General features: G+C 72.4%; 16 protein-coding genes. 8 read left to right on the top strand and 8 right to left on the bottom strand.

Translation table 11 applies throughout. The features are described 5' to 3' along the window. Window positions 1–36: 36 nt before the first annotated feature. Both WME79_RS44040 and WME79_RS44035 read right to left on the bottom strand, forming a co-directional pair. Entirely contained in the window at window positions 37–1,038 is a 1,002-nt protein-coding gene (locus tag WME79_RS44040) for an NAD-dependent epimerase/dehydratase family protein (RefSeq protein ID WP_437527919.1), read from the bottom strand. Then, window positions 1,035–5,615 (bottom strand): AMP-binding protein, encoded by a 4,581-nt coding sequence (locus WME79_RS44035; protein ID WP_437527916.1) that lies wholly within the window; start codon window positions 5,613–5,615, stop codon window positions 1,035–1,037. Before WME79_RS44035 ends, WME79_RS44040 begins: the two co-directional genes overlap by 4 nt. Window positions 5,616–5,937: 322 nt before the next feature. Here WME79_RS44035 and WME79_RS44030 point away from each other — a divergent pair, with 322 nt between their 5' ends. Further along, on the top strand, window positions 5,938–6,888 hold the full coding sequence (locus WME79_RS44030) for a deoxyribonuclease IV (RefSeq protein ID WP_437527913.1): 951 nt from the start codon (window positions 5,938–5,940) through the stop codon (window positions 6,886–6,888). Here the strand turns inward: WME79_RS44030 and hutU are convergent. After that, entirely contained in the window at window positions 6,803–8,476 is a 1,674-nt protein-coding gene (gene hutU / locus WME79_RS44025) for a urocanate hydratase (protein WP_437527910.1), read from the bottom strand. The genes WME79_RS44030 and hutU overlap by 86 nt on opposite strands. Before the next feature lie 183 nt (window positions 8,477–8,659). Between hutU and WME79_RS44020 the strand changes: the two genes are divergently transcribed. Beyond that, on the top strand, window positions 8,660–9,007 hold the full coding sequence (locus WME79_RS44020; RefSeq protein WP_437527908.1) for a hypothetical protein: 348 nt from the start codon (window positions 8,660–8,662) through the stop codon (window positions 9,005–9,007). 78 nt (window positions 9,008–9,085) lie between these two features. Here the strand turns inward: WME79_RS44020 and WME79_RS44015 are convergent, their stop codons facing one another. The 4 genes from WME79_RS44015 to WME79_RS44000 all read right to left on the bottom strand — a co-directional run bounded on the left by WME79_RS44015 (window position 9,086) and on the right by WME79_RS44000 (window position 13,528). Next, window positions 9,086–11,152: a protein kinase domain-containing protein gene (locus tag WME79_RS44015; protein ID WP_437527905.1), complete on the bottom strand. Its 2,067-nt coding sequence runs from the start codon at window positions 11,150–11,152 to the stop codon at window positions 9,086–9,088. 22 nt (window positions 11,153–11,174) lie between these two features. Next, window positions 11,175–12,155, bottom strand: a complete 981-nt coding sequence (locus WME79_RS44010; RefSeq protein WP_437527902.1) for a hypothetical protein — start codon at window positions 12,153–12,155, stop codon at window positions 11,175–11,177. A 205-nt stretch (window positions 12,156–12,360) separates the two neighbouring features. Beyond that, entirely contained in the window at window positions 12,361–13,128 is a 768-nt protein-coding gene (locus WME79_RS44005; protein WP_437527899.1) for a hypothetical protein, read from the bottom strand. A 94-nt stretch (window positions 13,129–13,222) separates the two neighbouring features. After that, entirely contained in the window at window positions 13,223–13,528 is a 306-nt protein-coding gene (locus tag WME79_RS44000) for a YfhL family 4Fe-4S dicluster ferredoxin (protein ID WP_272102072.1), read from the bottom strand. A gap of 168 nt (window positions 13,529–13,696) precedes the next feature. On the opposite strand from WME79_RS44000, the gene WME79_RS43995 reads away from it, so the two are divergent. From WME79_RS43995 to lpdA, 6 genes are all read left to right on the top strand, one after another. Continuing rightward, complete coding sequence (locus WME79_RS43995) at window positions 13,697–14,413, top strand: hypothetical protein (protein ID WP_437527896.1); 717 nt, start codon at window positions 13,697–13,699, stop codon at window positions 14,411–14,413. 125 nt (window positions 14,414–14,538) lie between these two features. Beyond that, window positions 14,539–15,495 carry a HEAT repeat domain-containing protein gene (locus tag WME79_RS43990; RefSeq protein ID WP_437527894.1) on the top strand — a complete coding sequence of 319 codons (957 nt, stop codon included), beginning with the start codon at window positions 14,539–14,541 and terminating at the stop codon, window positions 15,493–15,495. Next, window positions 15,492–16,103, top strand: a complete 612-nt coding sequence (locus tag WME79_RS43985) for a DUF4149 domain-containing protein (RefSeq protein WP_437527893.1) — start codon at window positions 15,492–15,494, stop codon at window positions 16,101–16,103. The genes WME79_RS43990 and WME79_RS43985 overlap by 4 nt, the downstream gene beginning before the upstream one ends. A 126-nt stretch (window positions 16,104–16,229) precedes the next feature. Continuing rightward, window positions 16,230–16,505, top strand: a complete 276-nt coding sequence (locus WME79_RS43980) for a hypothetical protein (RefSeq protein ID WP_437527890.1) — start codon at window positions 16,230–16,232, stop codon at window positions 16,503–16,505. Window positions 16,506–16,620: 115 nt separating this feature from the next. Continuing rightward, on the top strand, window positions 16,621–17,811 hold the full coding sequence (locus WME79_RS43975) for a thiamine pyrophosphate-dependent dehydrogenase E1 component subunit alpha (protein WP_437527887.1): 1,191 nt from the start codon (window positions 16,621–16,623) through the stop codon (window positions 17,809–17,811). A 161-nt stretch (window positions 17,812–17,972) separates the two neighbouring features. Then, window positions 17,973–19,379, top strand: coding sequence for a dihydrolipoyl dehydrogenase (lpdA, locus tag WME79_RS43970; protein ID WP_437527885.1), 1,407 nt, complete (start codon window positions 17,973–17,975; stop codon window positions 19,377–19,379). 294 nt (window positions 19,380–19,673) lie between these two features. On the opposite strand, the gene WME79_RS43965 is transcribed toward lpdA, so the two are convergent. Beyond that, a complete protein-coding gene (locus WME79_RS43965) occupies window positions 19,674–20,828 on the bottom strand; it encodes a bifunctional methionine sulfoxide reductase B/A protein (protein ID WP_437540060.1) in 1,155 nt (384 codons plus the stop codon). Window positions 20,829–20,837: the final 9 nt, after the last annotated feature.

Genomic DNA, 20,837 nt, shown 5'->3' with positions numbered 1-20,837 from the left:
GCGGCGCGCGCTCTGCGCCCGCGCGCCGCGCTCCACCTACGCCTGCGGCCAGACCACGCCGCGGGCGCGCAGATCGGCGACGGTGTCCGCGAGGGTCTCGAGCGGGTCGCGCGGCGTCCAGCCGAGCTCGCGCCGGGCCTTCGTCGCGTCGAGGTACCAGAAGTGCTGGCCCATCTCGGCCGACACCGGATCGACCGGCAGATCGAACGGCAGCCGCTTCCGCGCCTGCTCGATGAGGTGCGCGCCCGCCTTCGCGAGCGCGATGCTCCGCGGCAGCCGCAGGGCGGGGGCCGGGACGCCCGAGATGCGCGCGAGGCGGCGGAAGAAGACCTCCAGGCTCATGTTGGCGGCGCCGAGCAGGTAGCGCTCGCCCGGGCGGCCCTTGTCCATCGCCAGCGCCATGCCTTGGGCCGCGTCGCGGGCGTCGACGAAGGAGAGGCCGCCCGCGGGGGTGAAGGGGAGCCGGCGCTCGAGGAAGCTCACGATGTCCCCGGTCGAGGCGCCGTGGACGTCGCCTGGGCCGAGCAGGATGCTCGGGTTGACGGCGAGGACCTCGAAGCCGGGCCCGCTGCGATCGAACGCCGCGCGTTCGGCGTACAGCTTCGAGCGGTAGTAGGGCCAGCCGGCGATGAGGTCGATCGGCGTCGCCGCCGTCTCGTCGCGGACGTCGTTCGGGTCCTTGCTGACCGCGACGACGCCGCTCGTGCTCGCGATCACCGCGCGCTTCACCCCCGCGTCGCGGCAGGCGTCGAGGGTGATCTTGGTCCCCTCGACGTGCGTCCGGTAGAGCGCCTCCGCGTCCTCGCGGCGCCGCGAGACGCGCCCGGCGCAGTGGAAGACCCCGTCGCAGCCCTCGGCGGCGCCGCGCACCGACCCCGCGTCGAGGATGTCTCCGCGGCGAAGCTCCACGCCTTGCTCGGCGAGCGCGGGCGCCTCTGCCCGGCAGAGCGCCACCACGTCATGGCCACCCCCACGGAGCGCCGTGACGAGGTGCGATCCCAGGAAACCGGTCGCGCCGGTGACGAGATAGCGGCTCATGCGAGGTCGAAAACCTTCTGGAAGGTCTGCAGGAGGGAGATGTCGTTCGATTTCACGAGGCCCGTCATGAACTCCATCGGGCTCGGTGTGTAGGCCTCGCGGACGATCTTGGTGAATATCTCGGGCGTTGTCTTGAGGACACAGTCCGCTTGCTGGCTTGGCTTACCGATCCGCGCCTCGCAGCTGGCCGGGTCGATCCGCAGCGTCCACTTCGCCTCGTCCTCTGTGCCGAGCGTCACGTAGTAGGTGATCGGCTGGGTGACCCGCCCCGCCACGTATTTCGACTCGAGCTCGCGGAACAGGAGCGTGAGCGGGTGCTCCTTGGTGGTGGTCGCGGCCTGATCGATGCTCTCGACCCGGCTCAGATCGAGGGCGCCGCCGTCCTTGAGCTTGATGACGGCGAGCTGCGTGAGCTCCGCGACCTTGCGGCAGGCCACCGCGTACTTCATCCCGGCGGTGAGCCGCCGGAGGTCGCCGATCGCGAGCGGCGGCCCGATGCGCGCGACGAGGTCGCGGCGGATCGGGACGGTGCGCCCCTTGGGGAGCGCCTCGAAGGTGCCGCCCAGGTAGAGGGGCAGGATGTCGACGTTGTGGGTGAGCGCGAGGTGCCCGATCGCCGGCTTGAACTCGAGGATGCCGCCGTCGGGGCTGCGCGTGCCCTCCGGGAAGAGCAGCACGGTCCGCCCGCGGTCCAGGATCTCGCCGGTCTGGCGCAGCGCCGTGCGGAGGCCGCCCTTGCGGTCGAACGGCGCCAGGTTCGTGAGGTTCTCGAAGTAGGCGCGCCGCCAGCGGTTGCCCTCGAAGAAGTAGTCCTGGGCGGCCAGCGAGACGAGGCCATCCCCGTAGCTGCCCAGCGCGAACTTCACGAGGCCCATGTCGAGGTGGCTCGCGTGGTTCGAGACGACGATCGTGTTGCGGTTGTGCGGGATGAACGCGCGCCCGTAGACCTTCGGGCGCATGACGTTCCCGTAGAAGCCGGACTGGACCTTGTTCATCCAGTGCTTGGCGAAGTCGGCCACCGGGCGGGGGATGTGGATCGGCTCGTCGCCCTGGCCGTGCGCCGTCGGCTCCGCGCTCGCCGCGGCGTCGTGCGCGACGGCCGCCGCGCCCGCGCTGGGCGCGGCGGCCTCGGCGGCGAGGCGCGTGACGATCGCCTTCACCTCGGAGCGCTTCACCTGACCGGACGCGGTGCGGGGCAGGTCGGCGTCGTGGAGGTGGACGGCCATGGGGTGGCACGGCTTGGGCAGCGCCTGGATCGCCGTCCGGAGCGCCTCGAGCGCGCGCTCGTTCTGGTTGGCCCGCGCGAGCGCCTCGTCGCCCTCGCCGTCCTTCGCGCCGGGCGCCGTCGGGACGGCGAGGCACGCGACCTGCTCGCCGCCGCGGCCGTTGTCGATCCCGACGATGGCGAGCTCCTTGACGTGCTCGATCTTGCCGAGCGTTCGCTCGATGTCGGCCGGGTACAGGTTCTCGCCCTTCGCCGCGCTGATGACCTCGCTCTGCCGGCCGACGAGGACGAGCCGCCCTTGCTTGTCGAGCTTGCCGAGATCGCCCGTGCGGAGCCACCCGTCCGCGTCGAGCGCCGCCTGGGTCGCGTCCGGGTCGTCGGCGTAGCCCTTCATGACGTTGGGGCCGCGCGCGAGCACCTCGCCGACGCCGTTCGCGTCCGGGTTCGCGATCTTGATCTGCACCCCGGGGATCGGCTTGCCGACGTTCCCTGGGTTCGCCGCCGGCGAGGGCCTGGTGACGGTCAGGAGCGGCGCCGCCTCGGTCAGGCCGTAGCCCTCGGCGAGCGGCAGGCCGAGCCCCTTGAACACGGCGGCCGTGTCCCTGGGGAGCGCCGCGCCGCCCGAGATGAGGAAGCGGACGTTGCCGCCGAGCGCGTCGTGGACGCTGCCGAAGAAGAGGCGCCCCGCGTTCACGCCCAGGCGCTTGCCGAGCATGCGGTTCAGCTCCATCGCCCAGCTGAACGCGGTGGCCGCGGCGGGCCCTTGCTCCTTCACCCTGGCGACGATCTGGCGCTCCAGCATCTGCCAGAGCGCCGGCACGCCGACCATCGCCGTGACGCGCGCCTTCTTCAGCCCGTCGCTCACCCGATCGGCCGAGACCTCGTCGAGGTAGATGATCCGCGCGCCCTGCGACAGCGGCAGGAGCAGGCCGCAGGTCACCTCGAAGGTCTGGTGGAGCGGCAGCACGCTGAGCACGCGGTCGCTCGCCTTGAGCGGGAACAGCGGCGCCAGCGAGGCCAGCAGCGCCGTGAAGTTGCCGTGCGTGAGCAGCACGCCCTTCGGCTCCCCGGTCGTGCCGCTCGTGTAGACGACGCTCGCGACGTCCTGGCTGCCCACGCGAACGTCCGGGGGCGCGAGCCCGTCGCCGGACGCCGGGCCCAGGTCGGGCACCTCGCCCTCGGCGAACCCGCCCATGTCGAAGGCGACCAGGTTCGGCAGCGCCGCGCGCACGTCGGCGCCGAGCTTCTCCGCCACGCCGCTGTCCCAGAGGACGACCTTCGCCGTCGACGAGCGGAGGACGTCCGCGAACGCCTTCGCGTCGAGCCCGGGATCGATCGGGACGGCGACGGCGCCTGCGCGGAGGATGCCGAAGTAGGCGACGGGCCACGCCGGCTGGTTCGCGCCGGAGAGCGCCACCCTATCGCCGCGGCGGACGCCGAGCGCGGCGAGGCGCGCGGCGGTCATGCAGGCCGCGTCGCGGAGCTCGCGGTAGCTCGTGCGCGAGAGCCCGTCCTGCTCGAACCGCTGCACCGAGAGCGCGTGATCGAAGCGCTCGGCGACCTCGTCGAGCAGGTCGACCAGGCTGTCGTAGGGCCGGAGCGGCTTGATCTCCCGGCGGAGCATCTCCTCCATGAGCGGGAAGGCCCACTTCTCCAGGCCGGGGAGGTGGACGTTCCAGATGTAGTCGCGCCAGTCGATCTTCTCGGGCGCCCAGACGAAGCGCGCCCGCTCCTCGGGGGGCATGCGGGCCATCGCCGCGCGCGTGTTGGCGCAGGAGTAGACCCAGTCGCCCTCCGCGACGAACGGCATGAAGACCTCGAGGAGCGTGGCCGTCTTCTGCTCGGTCCTGGCGGCGTTCTCGAGCGCGGCCGCCGCCGGCTTGAGGAGGGCCGCGGCGGGGCCGACGCTCGCCGTCTTGAGCAGGCCGCCCAGGCCGCGGAGGGCGCCCTCGATGGCGCGCGCGCCGTGCGCGCCGTACTGCTGCCGGGTCAGCCCGCGCGGCTCGAAGCGGGACGACACGATGTCGAAGAGCGAGGTCTTCTTCCCCTCGAACACCTGCCGCCGCTTGTAGAGCCCGGCGAGCTCCAGGTAGCGCGTCACGCGGCAGCCGTTCGTGTCGGTCGATCCGTACTGGTACACCGCGGGCGCGCGGCCCTCGATGAGCTCGCAGAGCGAGGCGATCATGCCGCTCGCGGTCATGTCGACCGGGATCAGGTCGAGCCGCACGTCGTGGTCGCCCGGGAACTGCACCTGCCCCTTCGAGGCGAGGTAGAGGTACGGCGCCGAGGTGTTGATCCCCTCGTTCCAGCCGCAGAACGGGAACTCGACCGCGGTCTCGACGACGGCGGGGCGGACGATGGTGAAGGGCAGCCCGGAGCTCGCGAGGACCTGCTCGCCGATGCTCTTCGTGTAGGTGTAGATGTTGGTCCACCCCCAGAAGAGCGCGCGCTCCTTGCCGGCCTCGATGAGCCGGTCCTTGATGAACTTGCGCTTCACCCTGGCGAGCTCGTTCTCGAGTGCGCTGCCCCGGCACGGCTCGCTGCGCGCGGCCAGGTTGGCCTTGGCCTCGTCGAGGAAGGCGCTCTGCCGGAAGGCGTCCTCGCACCGCTGGCGCGCCTGCTGCACGAGGTCGAGGCACTCGCTGATCTCGCGCTGCGGGTCCCAGTGCGACCGATCGAGGGTCCGCTTCGGGCAGGCGGCGCCGAACCACGTCTCGCCCGCGGCGCGGGGGAAGGGGATCTCGGCCGGGTGGTTCTCCTCGATGAGCCCGGAGCGGTAGCCTGCGACGAAGCAGGTGCTCGTGTGCATCACCTTGGCCCCGAGGGTCCGCGCGAGCTCGACGAGGTTGCTGATGCCGAACGCGTTGACCTCGAGCGCCTCGTCGAGCGGGGGGTTGAAGTCGACGACGCCTGCCACGTTCACGACCGCGGCGATGTTGCCCGTGAGCTCTCCCACGCGGTCGCCCAGCCCGAGCAGCGGCAGGCCGACGTTGCCGTTCATGGGCGTGATCTTCTGCCGCAGGTACTCCTCGAAGGCGGGCCCCGGGTACTGCTCGCGGATCGGGTCGAAGACCGGCGAGGTCACGATCTGCGACCAGAAGCGCTCCTCCGGCGACTGGTTCTCCTTGGCCCGGACGAGCAGGTAGATGTGGGCGATCTCCGGGAACCTTGCGAGCAGCATGGCCAGCCAGACCTTGCCGAGGAAGCCGGTCCCTCCGACCACCACGAGCCGCTTGCCCGAGAGCACGTGCGACGGCACCAGCGGCGGGGCCGCCGCGGTTTCCTCGCCCTTGGCCCCACCCGGCGACCCCGGCACTGCCTCTCCGGCGCCGGCCCCGTTCGTAACACCCATATGGCTCATCGAGACTCCAGGAAGGCCGCTCAATTCGCGCCTGGGCAGGAACGCGTCAAGGGTGAGGTGCCGCGAACCGGGGTTCGCGCCCTCCCGGCATACGGTTTGCTCGATTTGCTCGCGGAATCGGGGTCATCGCAGGGGACGGACGAGGTGGCCCGGGCGTTGCCCTCACGCGTGGAAGCGCGTGGAAGCGAGTGGAAGCGCGTGGGGGCGCGTGGGGGCGCGCGAGTGCGCGCGGATGGCGGGGGCCGTGGCAGATCCGGTGGGCTCGGGGCAATGCCTTGCCGGCGGCGGGGAAGCGCCCCAAGCAGTGCGGCCCATGATCTTCGGCGCGCACGAGTCCATGGCTGGCGGCCTTCACCGCGCGATCGCGCTGGCGGGGGAGGACCGCTGCGAGGCGGTGCAGATCTTCACCAAGGTCTCGGGCCAGTGGCGGGAGCCGGCGCTGAGCGCGGAGCAGATCGCCGCGTTTCGCGCCGCGCGCGCGGCCTGGGGAGGCGCGGGCCGGACGCTCGCCCACGCGAGCTACCTCATCAACCTGTGCGCTGACGACGCCTCGATCCTCGAGCGCTCGCGGGAAGCGCTGTTCCAGGAGCTCGCGCGGTGCGACGCGCTCGGGATCGATTTCGTGGTGTTCCATCCGGGCGCGCACCGCAGCCTCGGCGAGGAGGCCGGCCTCGACCGCATCGGCGAGAGCCTGTCGATCGTGCTCTCCCGCGGGAAGGGGCTCCGCGCGCAGCTGTGCATCGAGAACACGGCCGGGCAGGGGTCGACCCTCGGCGACCGCGTCGATCAGATCGCCGCGATGATCGAGCGCGCCGGGCCGGAGGGGTCGCGGCTCGGGGTCTGCATCGACACGCAGCACGCCTTCGCGGCCGGGCACGACCTCCGGAGCGAGGCCGGGTACGAGCGGTTCTGGAGCGACTTCGGCCGGCTGCTCGGGCTGGATCGGCTGCGGTGCATGCACATGAACGACTCGAAGGCGGGGCTCGGCCAGCGGCTCGATCGGCACGAGCGCATCGGCGACGGGGAGATGGGGCTCGCGCCGTTCTGGCGCCTCGCGAACGACGCGCGGCTCGCGCGCGTGCCGGCGGTGATCGAGCTGCCGCCGCTCTCGAAGGAGCGGCGCGGCTACACGGAGGAGATCGCGCGGCTGCGCGCCCTCGAGGGCGCGGCGGAGCCGGTCACCCCGCCCGGTGCGGCACCCGGACGCCCTTCTCCTCCGCCACGCGGATCGCCGTCTCGTAGCCCGCGTCGGCGTGCCGGATGATCCCCATCCCCGGATCGATGGTGAGCACCCGCTCGAGCCTCTGCCGAGCGGCCTCGGTGCCGTCGGCGACGATCACCATCCCGGCGTGCAGCGAGTTGCCGATCCCGACGCCGCCGCCGTGGTGGAAGCTCACCCACGACGCGCCGCCCGCCGTGTTCGCGAGCGCGTTGAGGATCGCCCAGTCGGCGATCGCGTCCGAGCCGTCCTTCATCGCCTCCGTCTCCCGGAACGGCGACGCGACCGACCCGCAGTCAAGGTGGTCGCGCCCGATCACGATCGGCGCCTTCACCCGGCCGGCGCGGACGAGCTCGTTGAAGGCGAGCCCGACCTTCGCGCGATCGCCGTAGCCGAGCCAGCAGATCCGCGACGGGAGCCCCTGGAACGCGATCCTCTGCTCCGCGAGCTCGATCCAGCGGCGGAGATCCGGATCGCCCGGGACCGCCTCGAGCACCGCGCGGTCGGTGGCGAGGATGTCCTCGGGATCGCCCGAGAGCGCGACCCACCGGAACGGGCCCTTGCCCTGGCAGAACAGCTCGCGCACGTACGCCGGCACGAAGCCGGGGATCGCGAACGCGTCCTTGGCGCCCGCCTCCATCGCGCAGGTGCGGATGTTGTTGCCGTAGTCGAAGACCTCGGCCCCGCGCCGCTGCATCGCGAGCATCGCCTCGACCTCCCCCCGCATCCCCGCCTTCGCGCGCGCGACGTACTCCCCGGGATCGCGCGCGCGGAGCTCCGCCGCCTGCTCGAGCGTGAGCCCCGGCGGGATGTAGCCGACGAGCGGATCGTGCGCCGCGGTCTGCTCGGTGACGAGGTCGGGCGTGACGCCGCGGCGCACGAGCTCCGGGTAGACGTCGGCGGCGTTGCCGCAGAGGGCGATCGAGCGCGGCGCCCCGCGCTGGACGCTCTCGAGGACGGCGTCGAGGGCGCGGTCGAGATCGTCGATGCGCTCGTCGATGTAGCGGGTGCGGAGCCGCTTCTCGATGCGCGCCGGGTCGATCTCGACGCCGAGGCAGGCCATGCCCGCCATGGTCGCGGCGAGCGGCTGCGCACCGCCCATGCCGCCGAGCCCCGCGGTGAGCACCCAGCGCCCGCCGCCCGGGGCGCGCGCCGCGTGCGCCTTCCGCGCGGCGACGAACGTCTCGTAGGTGCCCTGCACGATCCCTTGCGAGCCGATGTAGATCCAGGAGCCGGCGGTCATCTGCCCGTACATGGTCAGGCCGAGCGCCTCGAGCCGGCGGAACTCGTCCCACGTCGCCCACCGGCCCACGAGGTTCGAGTTCGCGAGGAGCACGCGGGGCGCGTCCGGGTGCGTGCGGAAGCGGCCCACCGCCTTGCCCGACTGCACGAGGAGCGTCTCGTCGTCCGCGAGCTCCCGGAGCTCGCGCACGATCACGTCGAACGCCTCCCACGATCGCGCCGCCTTCCCGGTGCCGCCGTAGACCACGAGATCGTCGGGGCGCTCTGCGACCTCCGGATCGAGGTTGTTGTGGAGCATCCGGAGCGCGGCCTCCTGGATCCACCCCTTGCAGCTCCGCTCGCTTCCCCGCGGCGCGCGCACCACCCGGGCCCCCTGCTCTCCGGTCGTCATGCTGTCGTGTACTCCACCCGGTCCGGATCGACCAGAAGGCGCGGCGTGCGCCGCGAAGCGCGGCGAGGGGCACGCCGCCGCGCGACGCGAGCCTGCTCGGTCCTCTCCGGGGCAGCCGGCTTCGTCCGAACCGGAGTATGCTTGCTCGGGGCGCGCGCAGCGCCCGTGTGTCCGGGAGAATCCATGATCTCGACGATCCGTTCGGCCCTCGCGCGTTGTCCGGTCCGGGCCCTCCAGCTCGCAGCCCTGGCGCTCACCCTCGCGACCACGGGGTGCGACAAGGTCGGGTGCTTCGAGTGGACCGAGATCGAAGGGGAATGCCCCTCCCAGGACGAGGCGCTCGCCTATTTCGGCAGCGACACGTGCAGCGGCGAGGTCGAGTCGGTCGACAGCGAGCCCGAGTACGACGGCGATTACTGCTGTTACGACATCACCAAGCGCGACGATTACCAGGGCACCTGCACCTCGCCCGCCGGGCGCATCTCGCCGCCGCAGCCGGCGCCGCCGCCCGCCCCGTCTCCGCCGAACTGAGCCGGCGCGCCGGACACCCCCCGCGCCCGCGCATCGCGGGCCTCGCTTCTGGCGCCGCCTCCGCCCTGGTTCATCGAGCTAGAGCTCGTCCAGCGCGTTCCTGTCGAGCTCCTGGAGCGCCGCGAGATCCCGCGCTGCGAGCTCCTCCACGTCGCCTGGAGCCTCGCGCGGGTAGGCCAGCGTGAGCTCGCCATCGTGGACGTAAAGGTGCTGGCTGTCGATGTACCCGTGCGCGCCTCCGGCCGCGTGGAGCGCCGCGATGGCCTCGCCGAGGCGCGCACGCTGAGCCTTGGTCAGCGCGCGCGCCTCGTCGGCGAGCGCGCGGCCCTGGGGCAGCGCCACCCAGACCTCGCCGCTCGCGAGATCGACCCGGAGGACGGACGTCAAGGCCGCGTGACCGGCGCGCGCGAAGGCCCGGGCCCGGGTGAGGGTCGCGTCGTCGAGCTGCAGCACGAGGACGTCGCGATCGAGCCAGGCGTCGTGCCAGCGCCCCTCGGTGTCCCGGCCGTCGCCGACCTCCAGGGTCGCCGTGAGCCGCGTCGCCGTGGCGGGCGGCGCGTCGCTCGATCGGGGCCGGCCGCTCCCGCGCGACCGCCGCGGCCGAGGGCGCTCTGGCCAGGCGAGCGCGGTGATCGCGCGCCGCGCCTCGAACGCGTCGGCCGGGCGCGCGGCGGGGTCCTCCGCGAGCAGCGCCGCCACGGCCGCGTCGTGGGCCGCCGTGAGGTCCGGATGGACCTCGCTCGGCGCGGGATCGAGCTGCCCGCGCACGGCGGGGGCGGGCGGCTCTCCGGTGAGCAGCTCGGCGAGCACCGCGCCGACGCCGTACAGATCGCTCGCGAGCGTCGCCGGTCGGCCCATGCGCTGCTCCGGCGACATGTACGCGAACGTCCCGATCGCGCCCGCCGTGGCGGTGGACGAGAGATCCCCGAGGTGCGCCGCGCCGAAATCCGCGAGGTGAGACGTCCCGATCTCGTCGAAGAGCACGTTGCTCGGCTTCACGTCGCGGTGGAGGATGCCGAGGCGGTGCGCTTCGCCGAGCGCGGACAGCAGCGCGCCCGCGATCTCGACGGCGCGCGCGGGGGTGACCGGCTCCCCCCGCAGCCGCTCGATCAGCGACCCGCCCGTCATCCAGGCGAGCACCATCGCCGGCCCTTCGGGGTGGTACGCGCGGAGGGCGACGACGTTCGGGTGCCGGAGCTGGGCGAGGGCGCGCGCCTCGCGCTCGAACCGGAGGAGCGCGTCGCGGCCCGCTCCGAACGCCGCGCCCGCGAAGATCTTCACGGCGACGCGCTCCGCCGTGATCCGATCGCGCGCCTCCACCACGCGCGCGTGGGGCGTGGCCGTCACCTCGCGCAGGGTCTCGTAGCGCCCGAAGAGGAGCGGCCCGACGGGCGCGGGGCCCGCAGGGGGAGGGCCCGCGGCGGGGCTTCCGGGAGCGGCGCTTCGCGACGAGAGCGCCTCCTGACCGGGCGGATCGAGCCGGGCGAGCTCCTCGCGGACGGTCCGCGCGGCGTCCTCGAGCCCGAGCTCGCTCAGGCAGCGGCCGAGCAGCGGCAGCGCGCGGGCCCGCTCGGCGGCGGCGGGCGGCAGCTGCTGCAGCGCGCGCACGGCGGCCTCGGTGCGGCCGTGGCGCGCGAGCAGCTCGCCGAGCGCGAGCCACGCCGCCGCGTCGCCCGGGCGGCGGCGGAGCGCGGCCTCGAGCACCCGCGCGCCGTCGGCGGGGCGGCCGGCGAGCTCGAAGCTCTCGGCGGCGCGGCACGCGTCGTGGGCCGCGGTGAACGCCTCCGCGGCCGCCGCGTGAGCGCCGAGCGCCGCGAACAGCGCGCCCGCGTGGCGCGAGAACCCGCGCGCCGCGAGGTCGGCGGCGGCGCGCAGCGCGGCGTCCCGGGGCGACGTGGCGGCGATCCGATCGAGCGCCTCGCGCGCGAGCGCCTCGTCGCCGCCGAGCGCGGCCATCAGCGCGGCGCGGGCCGGGTCCCCGGCTGCCAGCGCCTCCCGGGCCGCGCCGGCGAAATCGCAGACGCGCTCGAGCAGCTCGGAGGCGCCCGCGTGATCTCCGGCCGCCGCGAGGAGCGCGGTGCCGCGGTCGCGCTGCCCGATCGCGGCGAGCTCGGCCGCGCGACGTCGAAGATCCTCGTACGCCACGCCGATGTCGGTCGGAGCGCCGTCAGCGCGCGGCGATGCGCGCTCGGCCGTTCACGGAGAGGTCGAAGCGCACCTCGCCGAGGTCGATCCCCGAGGTGTTGAACGGCACCTGCCGCGTCCGGTGCACGGCGAGCGTCGCGCTCGCCGGCAGAGGCCCGAGCGTCGAGGGATCCAGCAAGGAGCCCGGGATCACGCCCCTCCCGGTGTCCTTGAACGCGCACCGCACGGTCGCGCCGTGCGCCGAGGTCACGTCGACGTAGATGATGTCCCGCGCCCGGCCGGCCTCGGCGCCCTCGTCCGCGCGCCACTGCACGACCGCGCCGACCCCTGCGTCGAGATCGACGCCGTCGGCCAGCTCGGCGTCACCGACGCGCACCTCCTCGGGACCCGCGGGGGCATCGGCGTCGAACGCGAACCGGTCGAGCTGCCCCGAGCCGGAGCTCTCGAACACGTACCGCGCCGGCGCAGGCAGATCGCTGGTGGCGTCGCGCGACGTGTAGAACACGCCGAAGACCAGGGCGCCCACGTCCGGGAACGCGCGGGCTGCGAGCGGCATCTCGGTGCTCTCGGTCTTCATCGTCACGTCGCCCGCGTCGAGGAGCTCGATGGGGCTGAGCGAGCTGAAGCTGCTCGCCTCGTCGTCGGCGGCGGGCGAGAGGACCATGCAGCTGCCGGCGGAGGGGAGGACGAACGGCTTCCCGACGGCTCCCTCGGCGAGCTCGGGATCCATCGCGGACGAGAGCCGCATGAACTTCGCCAGCACGTTCGTAACCGCCCCCGCACCGTCGACGCCCGCGCTCGGAAGCGCGGCGTCGTCGAGCTCACCGGGGGTGGCGGTCGAGGCGGCGTCCCGGCTCAGGTTGATGGCGCGCTCGACGCGCACGACTCCCTGGGTGACCACCCCGTTGACCTCCGTCGCGTCGCCCGCGACAGGCGCCGAACAGCCGACGAGAGCCGCACCGGCGAGCAGGCATGAGGTGGCGAGGGCGCCGTGGGGACGCATAGATCCGAGTCTAAGACGGGTCCTCCGGCCGGGCAAGCGCCTGTGCTTGCCCCCGAAAATGGCAGGGAATCCGGTTGATTACGTTTTGCTACGTTTTGTTGCGCTTGCCCGCGCTTTGTTACGTTTGGTTACGTCTGGGAACGCTCGACGTCGTGCCACGTCGCGCTGCGGACGTTGCAACGTCGTTGCGTTTGTTGCGGCTGCGTCAGAAGGTGACCGTGAGGCCGCCGCCCGGGGTGATGGTGCCCTGATCGATCGCGACCGGATCGTCGGCGATTTCGCCCTCGGCGTGGTGGTACGTCGCGGTGGCCTCGAGCGCGACGTGCACATGGCGGAACCCCGCGCGGATGCCCAGCACGAACCCGAGCTGGAGATGCTGGCCCGACGCGTCGACGAGCGGTCCTCGGAGCGCCGCTCCGGCGGCGGGCAGCCGCACCTCGCCGCCGAGGAGCTCGAAGCCGAGCCGGGGACCGAACCAGAGCGCGTAGAGATCCGCGTCCGACCGGAAGCCGAGCAGGAGCGGGACGTCGAGCCCTGCGCCGTAGACGTCGATCCCTTCTGCGCTGGGGCCCGGCCCGCCCGCGAGGAGCGCCGAGGCGCCGAGGCCGATCGACAGGGCCGCCTCGCCGAGCGGGAACGCGTGGCGCCCGTCGAGCCGGATGGCTCGCCCTGTGTACGTCAGCCCCGCTTCGTTCTCGCCCTCGATCCCGACGCGAGCGCTGGCCCAGGGCGCGACGCCCGGCGATACGGTGATCTCGGAGAGCTTTCGCCGCGCGGCGCCCTCCGCTGTCGCCGGGTCAGCGGCGCTCGCGCCTGCGTCCGCCGCTCCGGCGACGACCATCTCACCCGACAGGCCGCCGCCGAGGCGCACGGCGCCGGGACGGAGGACGTGGGCCGGGTGCAGCAGCGGACCGCTGCCATGGCAGCCCGCGCAAGCGCCCGCGAGGAGCACTGCGGCCCAGCGCCGGATCACGGTGTGACCCGGGCGCCGCATTGAACCGACGGTGCCGACGGAGGCATGGGAAGCGCGGCCGGAGAGGCGACGCGATGGTGCGCGAAGAGGCGCGCTACTTGCGGAAGCGCGAGGGGTAATCGTTGGCGGCGGCCCGCTTCTTCAGCTCCGCATCGTCGGGGTGCAGCCTGACGGCGCGCGCGATGAGCACTTCCTCGGTCTCCACGATCTGCGGGTTGGGCAGGCAGCACTCGACCGGGCATACGGCCTGGCACGCTTCGTGGTCATAGAAGCCGACGCATTCGGTGCAGAGCTCCGGATCGATCACATAGATCTCGTCGCCCTCGCTGATGGCTTCGTTCGGGCATTCCGGCTCGCAGGCGCCGCAGTTGATGCAGTCTTCGGTGATGTAAGTCGCCATGGCCTTCGCTTCGTTCTCCGGGGTCACCCCGGTCCGCTCGTTTGTAGAGGCCTCACCGCAAGGTGTCAATTCGGGCGGAAGCCAGCGCCGGTTCCGGGACGGTGTCGTGGGCGTAGCGGGCCTGCGCTTGCGCGCGGGCGCCCCTGCCGGTACTAAGCGGCCTCCTCGATGCTCCGCCTCACCGAGCCCGCCCTCCTGCTCGTCGCCCTCGGCGCCTCCTCGCTGCTCGCCGGATGCGGCCCCCAGATCGGCGATCCGTGCACCTCGTCGCTCGATTGCGTGCAGGCAGAGCAGCAGCTCCTCTGCGATGGGACGCAGCCTGGCGGCTACTGCACGGTCTTCAACTGCGAGCCGGACAGCTGCTCCGGGAGCAGCGTCTGTGTCGCGTTCAACCCGGTGATCGATCCGGCGTGCAGCGAGCTCGAGAACGTCCGCTGGGCGCGCTTCGAGCGGACCTTCTGCATGGCCACCTGCGATGAGGACGACGACTGCCGCAGCGGCTACTCGTGCGTCGCGCTGGGCAACATCCAGGGGGCCGCAGCGATAGCGCCGGGCGAACGCAACGCTGCGATCGTCGACGCCAGGCCGGAAGGCTCGAAGGCCTGCCTGCCGAACCCGTCGTCTACGTCGAGCGCTGCCAGCGAGCCGCCGGGCGACGTCGAGAGCGGGCCTGGGGTGTGCAGGGCCGCTCCTGCACAGTCGGGAGTTCCGGATGGATGGCATACGTACACGCCGGATGCCTCGGGCGCGGGAGGCGGCGGCGGCTCGGGTGGTGAAGGCGGCGGTGGTTCGGGCGGCGAAGGCGGCTCGGGCGGTGAAGGCGGCGCTGGTGGCTCGGGCGGCGCTGGCGGCTCGGGCGGCGAAGGCGGTACGGGCGGCGGCTGAGCGCCGCTGGGTGCAGTCCGGCTTTGCGCGTCGACCGTGCTAGCGTTGGCCGCGTGTTCGGACCGGCCCCCGCAAAAAGGACGCTCGAGGCTGCGCTGCGCGACGTCGCTTCGCAGAAGCCCGCCGTGCGCGCGGAGGCCGTGAGCGACCTCGTCCCGTATGCCGCAACGGCACGGGAGCAGGTCGTGCGCGCGATCGAGGGCGCGCTCCGCGTCGATGAGCACGCCGCGGTCCGCGCGGCGGCGGCCATCGCCCTCGCCGACACGAAGGCCGTCGAGGCGCTCCCCGCCCTGCTGCTCGCCGTCGAGGACGTGGATCCCTACGTCCGGCAGATGGCGATCACGGCGCTCGGTGAGATCGGCGATATGCGGGCCACGGGCCGGCTCCGGCGCGCCCTCTCGGACGAGCGGCCCGAGGTGCGATTCCAGGCGGTGATCGCGTTCCCGCGCGTCTGCGCCCAGCAGGCCGACGCGATCGAGGCCGTCATGCAGGCCACCCACGACGACGACCCGCTCGTCTGCCACATCGCGCTGCGGATGTTCGAGGAGCTGGGGGAGTCCAGCGGCGAGCTGCCTCCGTTGGGCATGACGCGGGCACGCGCGCTGCTCGGCCACGCGTCCCCGCTCGTCCGGGCAGCCGCGGCGGTCGTCACCGCGCGCTTCGGCGATCCGGAGGGCCACCCCGTGCTCGCCGAGATCGTGGGAGGAAAGCTCCATGGGGTCGATCACGAGGACGAGGCCGCGGCCATCGAGCTCTGCGGCGAGCTCGGCCTCGCCGCTTCCCGGAGCGCCCTGGAGCGGCGCGCGTTCGGGCTCAGGCTCGGCTTCGGCCGCGATCCGCTGCGCTGGCACGCGCGCGTCGCGCTCGCGCGGATGGGCCACGAGCGGGCCATCCGCGAGATCCTCAGCGAGCTCGGCGCGTGGGACCGCCACCGGCGCACGCTCGCCGTCGCGGCCGCCGGTCGCGCCCGCCTCTCGGCTGCCCGCGCCGCGATCGCGGCGATGCGGGGAGACGAGCGGAAGGCCGATCAGGGGGCCGTCGAGGAGGCGCTCGCCGCCATCGCTTCCGAGGTGGATGCATGAACGATGAAGCCCAGTTCAGCGAGGCGGACCTCGCCCCGAGCCCCGAAGAGCGCGCCGCGTCGCGCCGCTCCCTCATCGATCGCGTGGCCGCGAGCGTGGCCGCGCTCGCGGCGGGGGCCTGGGTCGGCGGCATCGTGGCGCTGGGCGCCTGCGCTGCCCCGTTCGTCTTCCGGCTCGCCCCGGCCCCCTTCTCCGGTGACGCGATGAGCGCGGCGTTCGCCCGCTTCGATCAATTCGCGCTCGGCGCCGCGGTGATCCTCCTCGGCGCGGAGGTGGCGCGCACCTGGGCCGCCTACCGCCACGGCGCGGGACGCGCGGCGCGCGTGCGCCGGGTCGTCGCCATGGTGTTGGCCGGGTGCGCCGCGTACGTCGGTCTGGCGCTCACCCCCCGCATCGCGGCGCTCCACCGCGAGGGTGTCCGGCGCGGCGAGGGGGAGCTCGGCATGGAGCTCGAGCGCGTCCATCGCCGCGCCGAGCTCGTGAGCAAGTCCGAGGTGTTCCTCGGCGCGAGCCTCGTCCTGCTGCACGTCTTCACGCTCGGCGCGCGCCGCCCCGAGCAGGACGACGACGAGGAAGCGGCCGCCCCGCTGCCGCCCGGCCCGCGGTGAGGACGCCGGGGGCGCCCCACCTGCGCCGTCGCCTCGGGCGCGGGCGCACGCGCGACGATCGAGGCCTCGCGATGCGCGGCACGCGCGGCGCCGCCGCGCATCGCGCCCACGACACGGAGGGACCCGATGCCGCGCGACAACAAGCTCTATAGCGGCTTCGTCAACCACGATTACATCCTCACCTTCTCGATCGCCGACGAGGCGAACCGGGCGCGTCTCGTCGCGCTCTGCGCCGGACCGTGGCAGGGCGACGAGGTCACGCCCGACACGTGGGAAGTGTCCAACACGCTGAGCCCCGATCAGATGGAGCGCGCCATCCTCGATCTGATGGGCGACGCGGATCGCGCTGCTTACTACTACCTCTCGGACAGCAAGCGGATGTTCCGCGTCCTGCTCGGCTGAGCTCGGGCGTGAGCCATGTGAGCCGCTTCGCTCCGGCGCGCCGCAGGGAGAGGGAGGGGCGTCCCCGCGGGCCGAAGGGGCCACGAGCGCCATCATTTCGCGGTATGGTCCGGTCATGAGCGAGCTGGAAGCCACGCCGCCCGGCGCCTCCGCGAGGTCTGCCGCCGACGCCCCTCCACCTCACGCGCCCACGTCGCGACCAGGGGAGGGGGACGACGAGGGCTTGCTCAGCGTGCTCCGGGACGACGGAACCCTGGATCCCGCGACCGACCCCGGCCTGAGCGACGCGCTGCTGCTGCGCGCGTACCGCGAGATCAAGCGCCTCAGGCTGCTCGACGCGCGCATGCTCCTGCTCCAGCGGCAGGGGCGGGTCGGCTTCTACGGCGCGTGCACCGGCCAGGAGGCGACGCCCATCGCCACGGCGCTCGCGGTCGAGCCCACGGACTGGATCTTCCCCGCGCTGCGCGAGAGCGTGATGATGCTGGTGCGCGGCTTCCCGCTCCGCACCTATGTGGCCCAGGTGTTCGGCAACTCGGGCGACCTCCTCCAGGGGCGCCAGATGCCGTCGCACATGAGCGGGCGGCAGGTGAACCAGGTGTCCTGGTCGAGCTGCATCGGCCCGCAGCTCCCGCAGGCGGTCGGCGCGGCGTGGGCCGCGAAGCTGCGGCGCGACAGCACCGTGGTGGTGGGGTTCATGGGCGACGGCGCGACGAGCGAGCCTGATTTCCACAGCGCGATGAACTTCGCGGCGGTCTTCAAGGCGCCGTGCGTCATGATCTGCCAGAACAACCACTGGGCCATCAGCGTGCCGACGGACCGGCAGACGGCCTCGAGGACGATCGCCATCAAGGGGCGCGCCTACGGCGTCCCGTCGGTGCGGGTCGACGGCAACGACGTCATCGCCGTCTACCGCGCCGTCTCCGAGGCGGTCGCGCGGGCTCGTGGCGGCGGCGGCCCCAGCTTCATCGAGGCGCTCACCTACCGCGTCGGCGCGCACTCCTCGAGCGACGACCCGAGCCGCTACCGGTCGCAGGAGGAGGTCGATCGCTGGACGGAGCGCGACCCGCTGCTGCGCCTCGGGCGCCACCTCGCCGGCCGCGGGCTCCTCGACGACGCCGCGGAGTCCTCCCTCGAGGCGGAGCTCAACGCCGAGATCGCCGCCGCCGTCGCCGAGGTCGAGGCGATGGGCCCGCCTGGCCGAGAGACGCTGTTCGACGACGTCTACGCGGAGCTGCCCTGGCACCTGCGCGACCAGCGCGCAGAGCTCCTGCGCTCCCCGAAAGCGCCGCCGCACGGCGGGCGCTGACCTCGGGGAGGGATTTCCCCTCGCTGCGAGGTCGTGTAAGCCCCGGGCACCCAGGGACGGCTCGCGGTTGCGGGCGCGGCCTCAGGGCTGTCGGCGAGGGGCTTGCCTGACGAACCCCGGCGCCCCTAGTTCCAGTCTTCGAAGCGCACAAAAGGACAAGGATGAAGACCTACGACGCAATCGTGATCGGAGCCGGCCCCGGCGGTTACCCCTGCGCCATCCGGCTCTCTCAGCTCAAGCAGAAGGTGCTCTGCATCGAGAAGGAGAACGTCGGCGGCGTCTGCCTCAACTGGGGGTGTATCCCCTCCAAGGCGTTGATCTCCGCCGCCCACCTCTACGAGAAGTCGCAGGCTGGCGCCGCGATGGGCATCAAGGTCAGCGGCGTCGAGCTCGACGCCAACAAGATGCAGGACTGGAAGGAAGGCATCGTCAAGAAGCTCACCGGCGGCGTCGGGTCGCTGCTCAAGGGCAACGGCGCCGACGTGGTGAACGGCACCGCCACGGTCGTTGGGCCGAAGCGCGTGGACGTGACGCGGGCGGACGGCTCGGTGGAGCAGTTCGAGGCGACCAAGGCGATCGTGATCGCGACCGGCTCGACGACCATCGAGATCCCGACGTTCAAGTTCGACGGCGACACGATCATCGGCGCGAAGGAGGCGGTCAGCCTGCGCCGCGTCCCGAAGCGGCTGATGGTGATCGGCGGCGGCGTCATCGGCCTCGAGCTCGGCATGGTCTACCAGGCGTTCGGCGCCGAGCTCATCGTCGTCGAGGCGCTGCCGGAGCTGCTCACGGGCGTCGACCCCGACTGCACCAAGATCGTCGAGCGCAAGATCCTGAAGCGCGGCGGCACGATCCACAAGAACGCCAAGGCGCTCGGGTACGAGAAGCAGAAGGACGGCTCGGTCGGGGTGAAGATCCAGTCCGACGGCAAGGAGCAGACGATCGTCGTCGACACCGTGCTCGTCGCTGTCGGCATGCGGCCGAGCAGCAAGGGGCTCGGCCTCGAGAAGGTCGGCGTGACGGTCGATCAGCGCGGGTTTGTCCCCACGGACAAGTTCTGCCGCACCAACGTGCCGTCGATCTACGCCATCGGCGACGTCAGCGGTCCGCCCCTGCTCGCGCACAAGGCGACGAAGGAGGGCGAGATCGCCGCCGAGGTCATCGCGGGGCACAAGGCCGAGAAGGACTGGGTCGCGATCCCGGGCGCGATCTTCACCGATCCGGAGATCGCCACGGTGGGGCTCACCGAGGCGGAGGCGAAGGCGAAGGGCCTCGAGGTCAGCATCGGCAAGTTCCCGTTCTCGGTGCTCGGCAAGGCCATGGCCATGAACGAGACCGAGGGCTTCGTGAAGATCGTCGCCGACAAGAAGACGAAGCAGGTGCTCGGCGTCCACATCGTCGGGCCGGAGGCCAGCACCATGATCAGCGAGGCGTCGCTCTCGCTCGAGATGGCGGCTTTCCTCGAGGATCTCTCGCTCACCATCCACCCCCACCCGACCCTCGGCGAGTCGCTGATGGAAGCCGCCGCCCACGCCATGGGTGCCGCCATCCACATCGCCAACCGTTGAGCTCGTCGCTCCAGAGCAGCGCTGGCCTGTGCCCCCACGGGGGCGCGGCCGAAGGCTGCGCGCGCTGGCCTTCCGTGTGAGCAGCTAGCGGTGTGAGCCGCTGGTGCGCGTAAGAAAAAACGCAAAGGCGCAAAGGCGCAAAGGCGCAAAAAGACGAAGGAGAGAGGGATCGCTCGTCCTTCCCTCTCTCCTTGCGCCTTTGCGCCTTTGCGCCTTTGCGTTTTCAACCCACTTCCGGGCGACCCGTCGCAGCCGTCGGAGGAGCGCTTGGATCGACGCTAGGCTACCGTCGCGTCAGTCGCGCATGAAATGGCACGTATAGCCGGCTGGGTACTTCTCCAGGTACTTCTGGTGGTACTCCTCGGCGCGCGTGAACGGCCCGGCCTCCACGATCTCGGTGACGAGCGGCGTGCGCCACTTGCCGCTCTTGTCGACGCGCGCCTTCACCTCCTCGGCGATGCGGCGCTGGTCGGGCGTCGTGACGAAGATCGCTGAGCGGTACTGCGTCCCGACGTCGTTGCCCTGGCGGTTCTGCGTCGTCGGATCGTGCATGCGGAAGAACCACTTCTCGAGCAGCTCCGCATAGGACAGCTTCGCGGGATCGAAGACGATGCGCACCGACTCGGCGTGGCCCGTCGAGCCGGTCTTCACGTCTTCATAGGTCGGCGCCTTCGTCCGGCCGCCGGCATAACCGACCTCCGTCTCGAGGACACCGGGGATCTGCCGGAGGATCTCTTCCATTCCCCAGAAGCAGCCGCCCGCCAGGACGGCCGTCTCCAGCGTCGTCTGGCACCCAGGCGCCGCCCCCGGCGCCGGCACGGCGCAGGCGTTCGCGCTCGCTTGCTCCCGAGGCGCGCCGCCGCGGCCCTCGAACAGCGCCCGATAGGCGCCATAACCCTCCGCCTCGAGGCGAGCCAGCGGGATGAACCGGAGAGACGCGGAGTTGATGCAGTAGCGCAGCCCGTCGGGCCCAGGCCCGTCCTCGAAGACGTGCCCGAGGTGCGAGTTGCCAGCCTTGGAGCGCACCTCCGTTCGGACCATCCCGTGGCTCCTGTCCGAGCGCTCCACGACGCGCTCCGGCTCGACGGGGCCCGTGAAGCTCGGCCAGCCGGTGCCCGAGTCGAACTTGTCGAGCGACGAGAAGAGCGGCTCGCCGCTCGCGACATCCACATAGAGGCCCGCCTCGTGGTTGTCCCAGAAGGCGTTGCGGAACGGCGGCTCGGTCGCGTCGCGCTGGGTCACCTCGTATGCGAGCGGCGTGAGCTGCTTTCGCAGCTCCTCATCCGACGGTTTGCGATAGCTTCTGTCCGACATCGTCACAGCCTCCTTGGACCCCGGAATCACCTTGCTCGCCCTCCCTGCATCGCCAGCGCGAAAGCACGCGAACACGGCGGCGCACGCAATGAGGACGAGCGCGAAGAGAAGACCAGCAGCGCGGAGCCGATTCATCATCCACCT

The sequence above is a fragment of the Sorangium sp. So ce726 genome (genome assembly GCF_051521405.1).
GTDB lineage: Bacteria > Myxococcota_A > Polyangia > Polyangiales > Polyangiaceae > Sorangium.
The sequence above is the reverse complement of the archived record's forward strand: the minus strand, read 5'-3'. Positions and strand labels throughout refer to the sequence as shown.

What these genes read in the sequence shown, in the direction of transcription:
- WME79_RS44010 (WP_437527902.1), bottom strand. Translation starts at nt 12,155, where the DNA reads ATGCGTCCCCACGGCGCCCTCGCCACCTCATGCCTGCTCGCCGGTGCG.
- WME79_RS44020 (WP_437527908.1), top strand. Translation starts at nt 8,660, where the DNA reads ATGATCTCGACGATCCGTTCGGCCCTCGCGCGTTGTCCGGTCCGGGCC.
- WME79_RS44030 (WP_437527913.1), top strand. Translation starts at nt 5,938, where the DNA reads ATGATCTTCGGCGCGCACGAGTCCATGGCTGGCGGCCTTCACCGCGCG.
- lpdA (WP_437527885.1), top strand. Translation starts at nt 17,973, where the DNA reads ATGAAGACCTACGACGCAATCGTGATCGGAGCCGGCCCCGGCGGTTAC.
- WME79_RS44000 (WP_272102072.1), bottom strand. Translation starts at nt 13,528, where the DNA reads ATGGCGACTTACATCACCGAAGACTGCATCAACTGCGGCGCCTGCGAG.
- WME79_RS43975 (WP_437527887.1), top strand. Translation starts at nt 16,621, where the DNA reads ATGAGCGAGCTGGAAGCCACGCCGCCCGGCGCCTCCGCGAGGTCTGCC.
- WME79_RS43980 (WP_437527890.1), top strand. Translation starts at nt 16,230, where the DNA reads ATGCCGCGCGACAACAAGCTCTATAGCGGCTTCGTCAACCACGATTAC.
- WME79_RS43985 (WP_437527893.1), top strand. Translation starts at nt 15,492, where the DNA reads ATGAACGATGAAGCCCAGTTCAGCGAGGCGGACCTCGCCCCGAGCCCC.
- WME79_RS43965 (WP_437540060.1), bottom strand. Translation starts at nt 20,828, where the DNA reads ATGAATCGGCTCCGCGCTGCTGGTCTTCTCTTCGCGCTCGTCCTCATT.
- hutU (WP_437527910.1), bottom strand. Translation starts at nt 8,476, where the DNA reads ATGACGACCGGAGAGCAGGGGGCCCGGGTGGTGCGCGCGCCGCGGGGA.
- WME79_RS43995 (WP_437527896.1), top strand. Translation starts at nt 13,697, where the DNA reads ATGCTCCGCCTCACCGAGCCCGCCCTCCTGCTCGTCGCCCTCGGCGCC.
- WME79_RS44035 (WP_437527916.1), bottom strand. Translation starts at nt 5,615, where the DNA reads ATGGGTGTTACGAACGGGGCCGGCGCCGGAGAGGCAGTGCCGGGGTCG.
- WME79_RS44040 (WP_437527919.1), bottom strand. Translation starts at nt 1,038, where the DNA reads ATGAGCCGCTATCTCGTCACCGGCGCGACCGGTTTCCTGGGATCGCAC.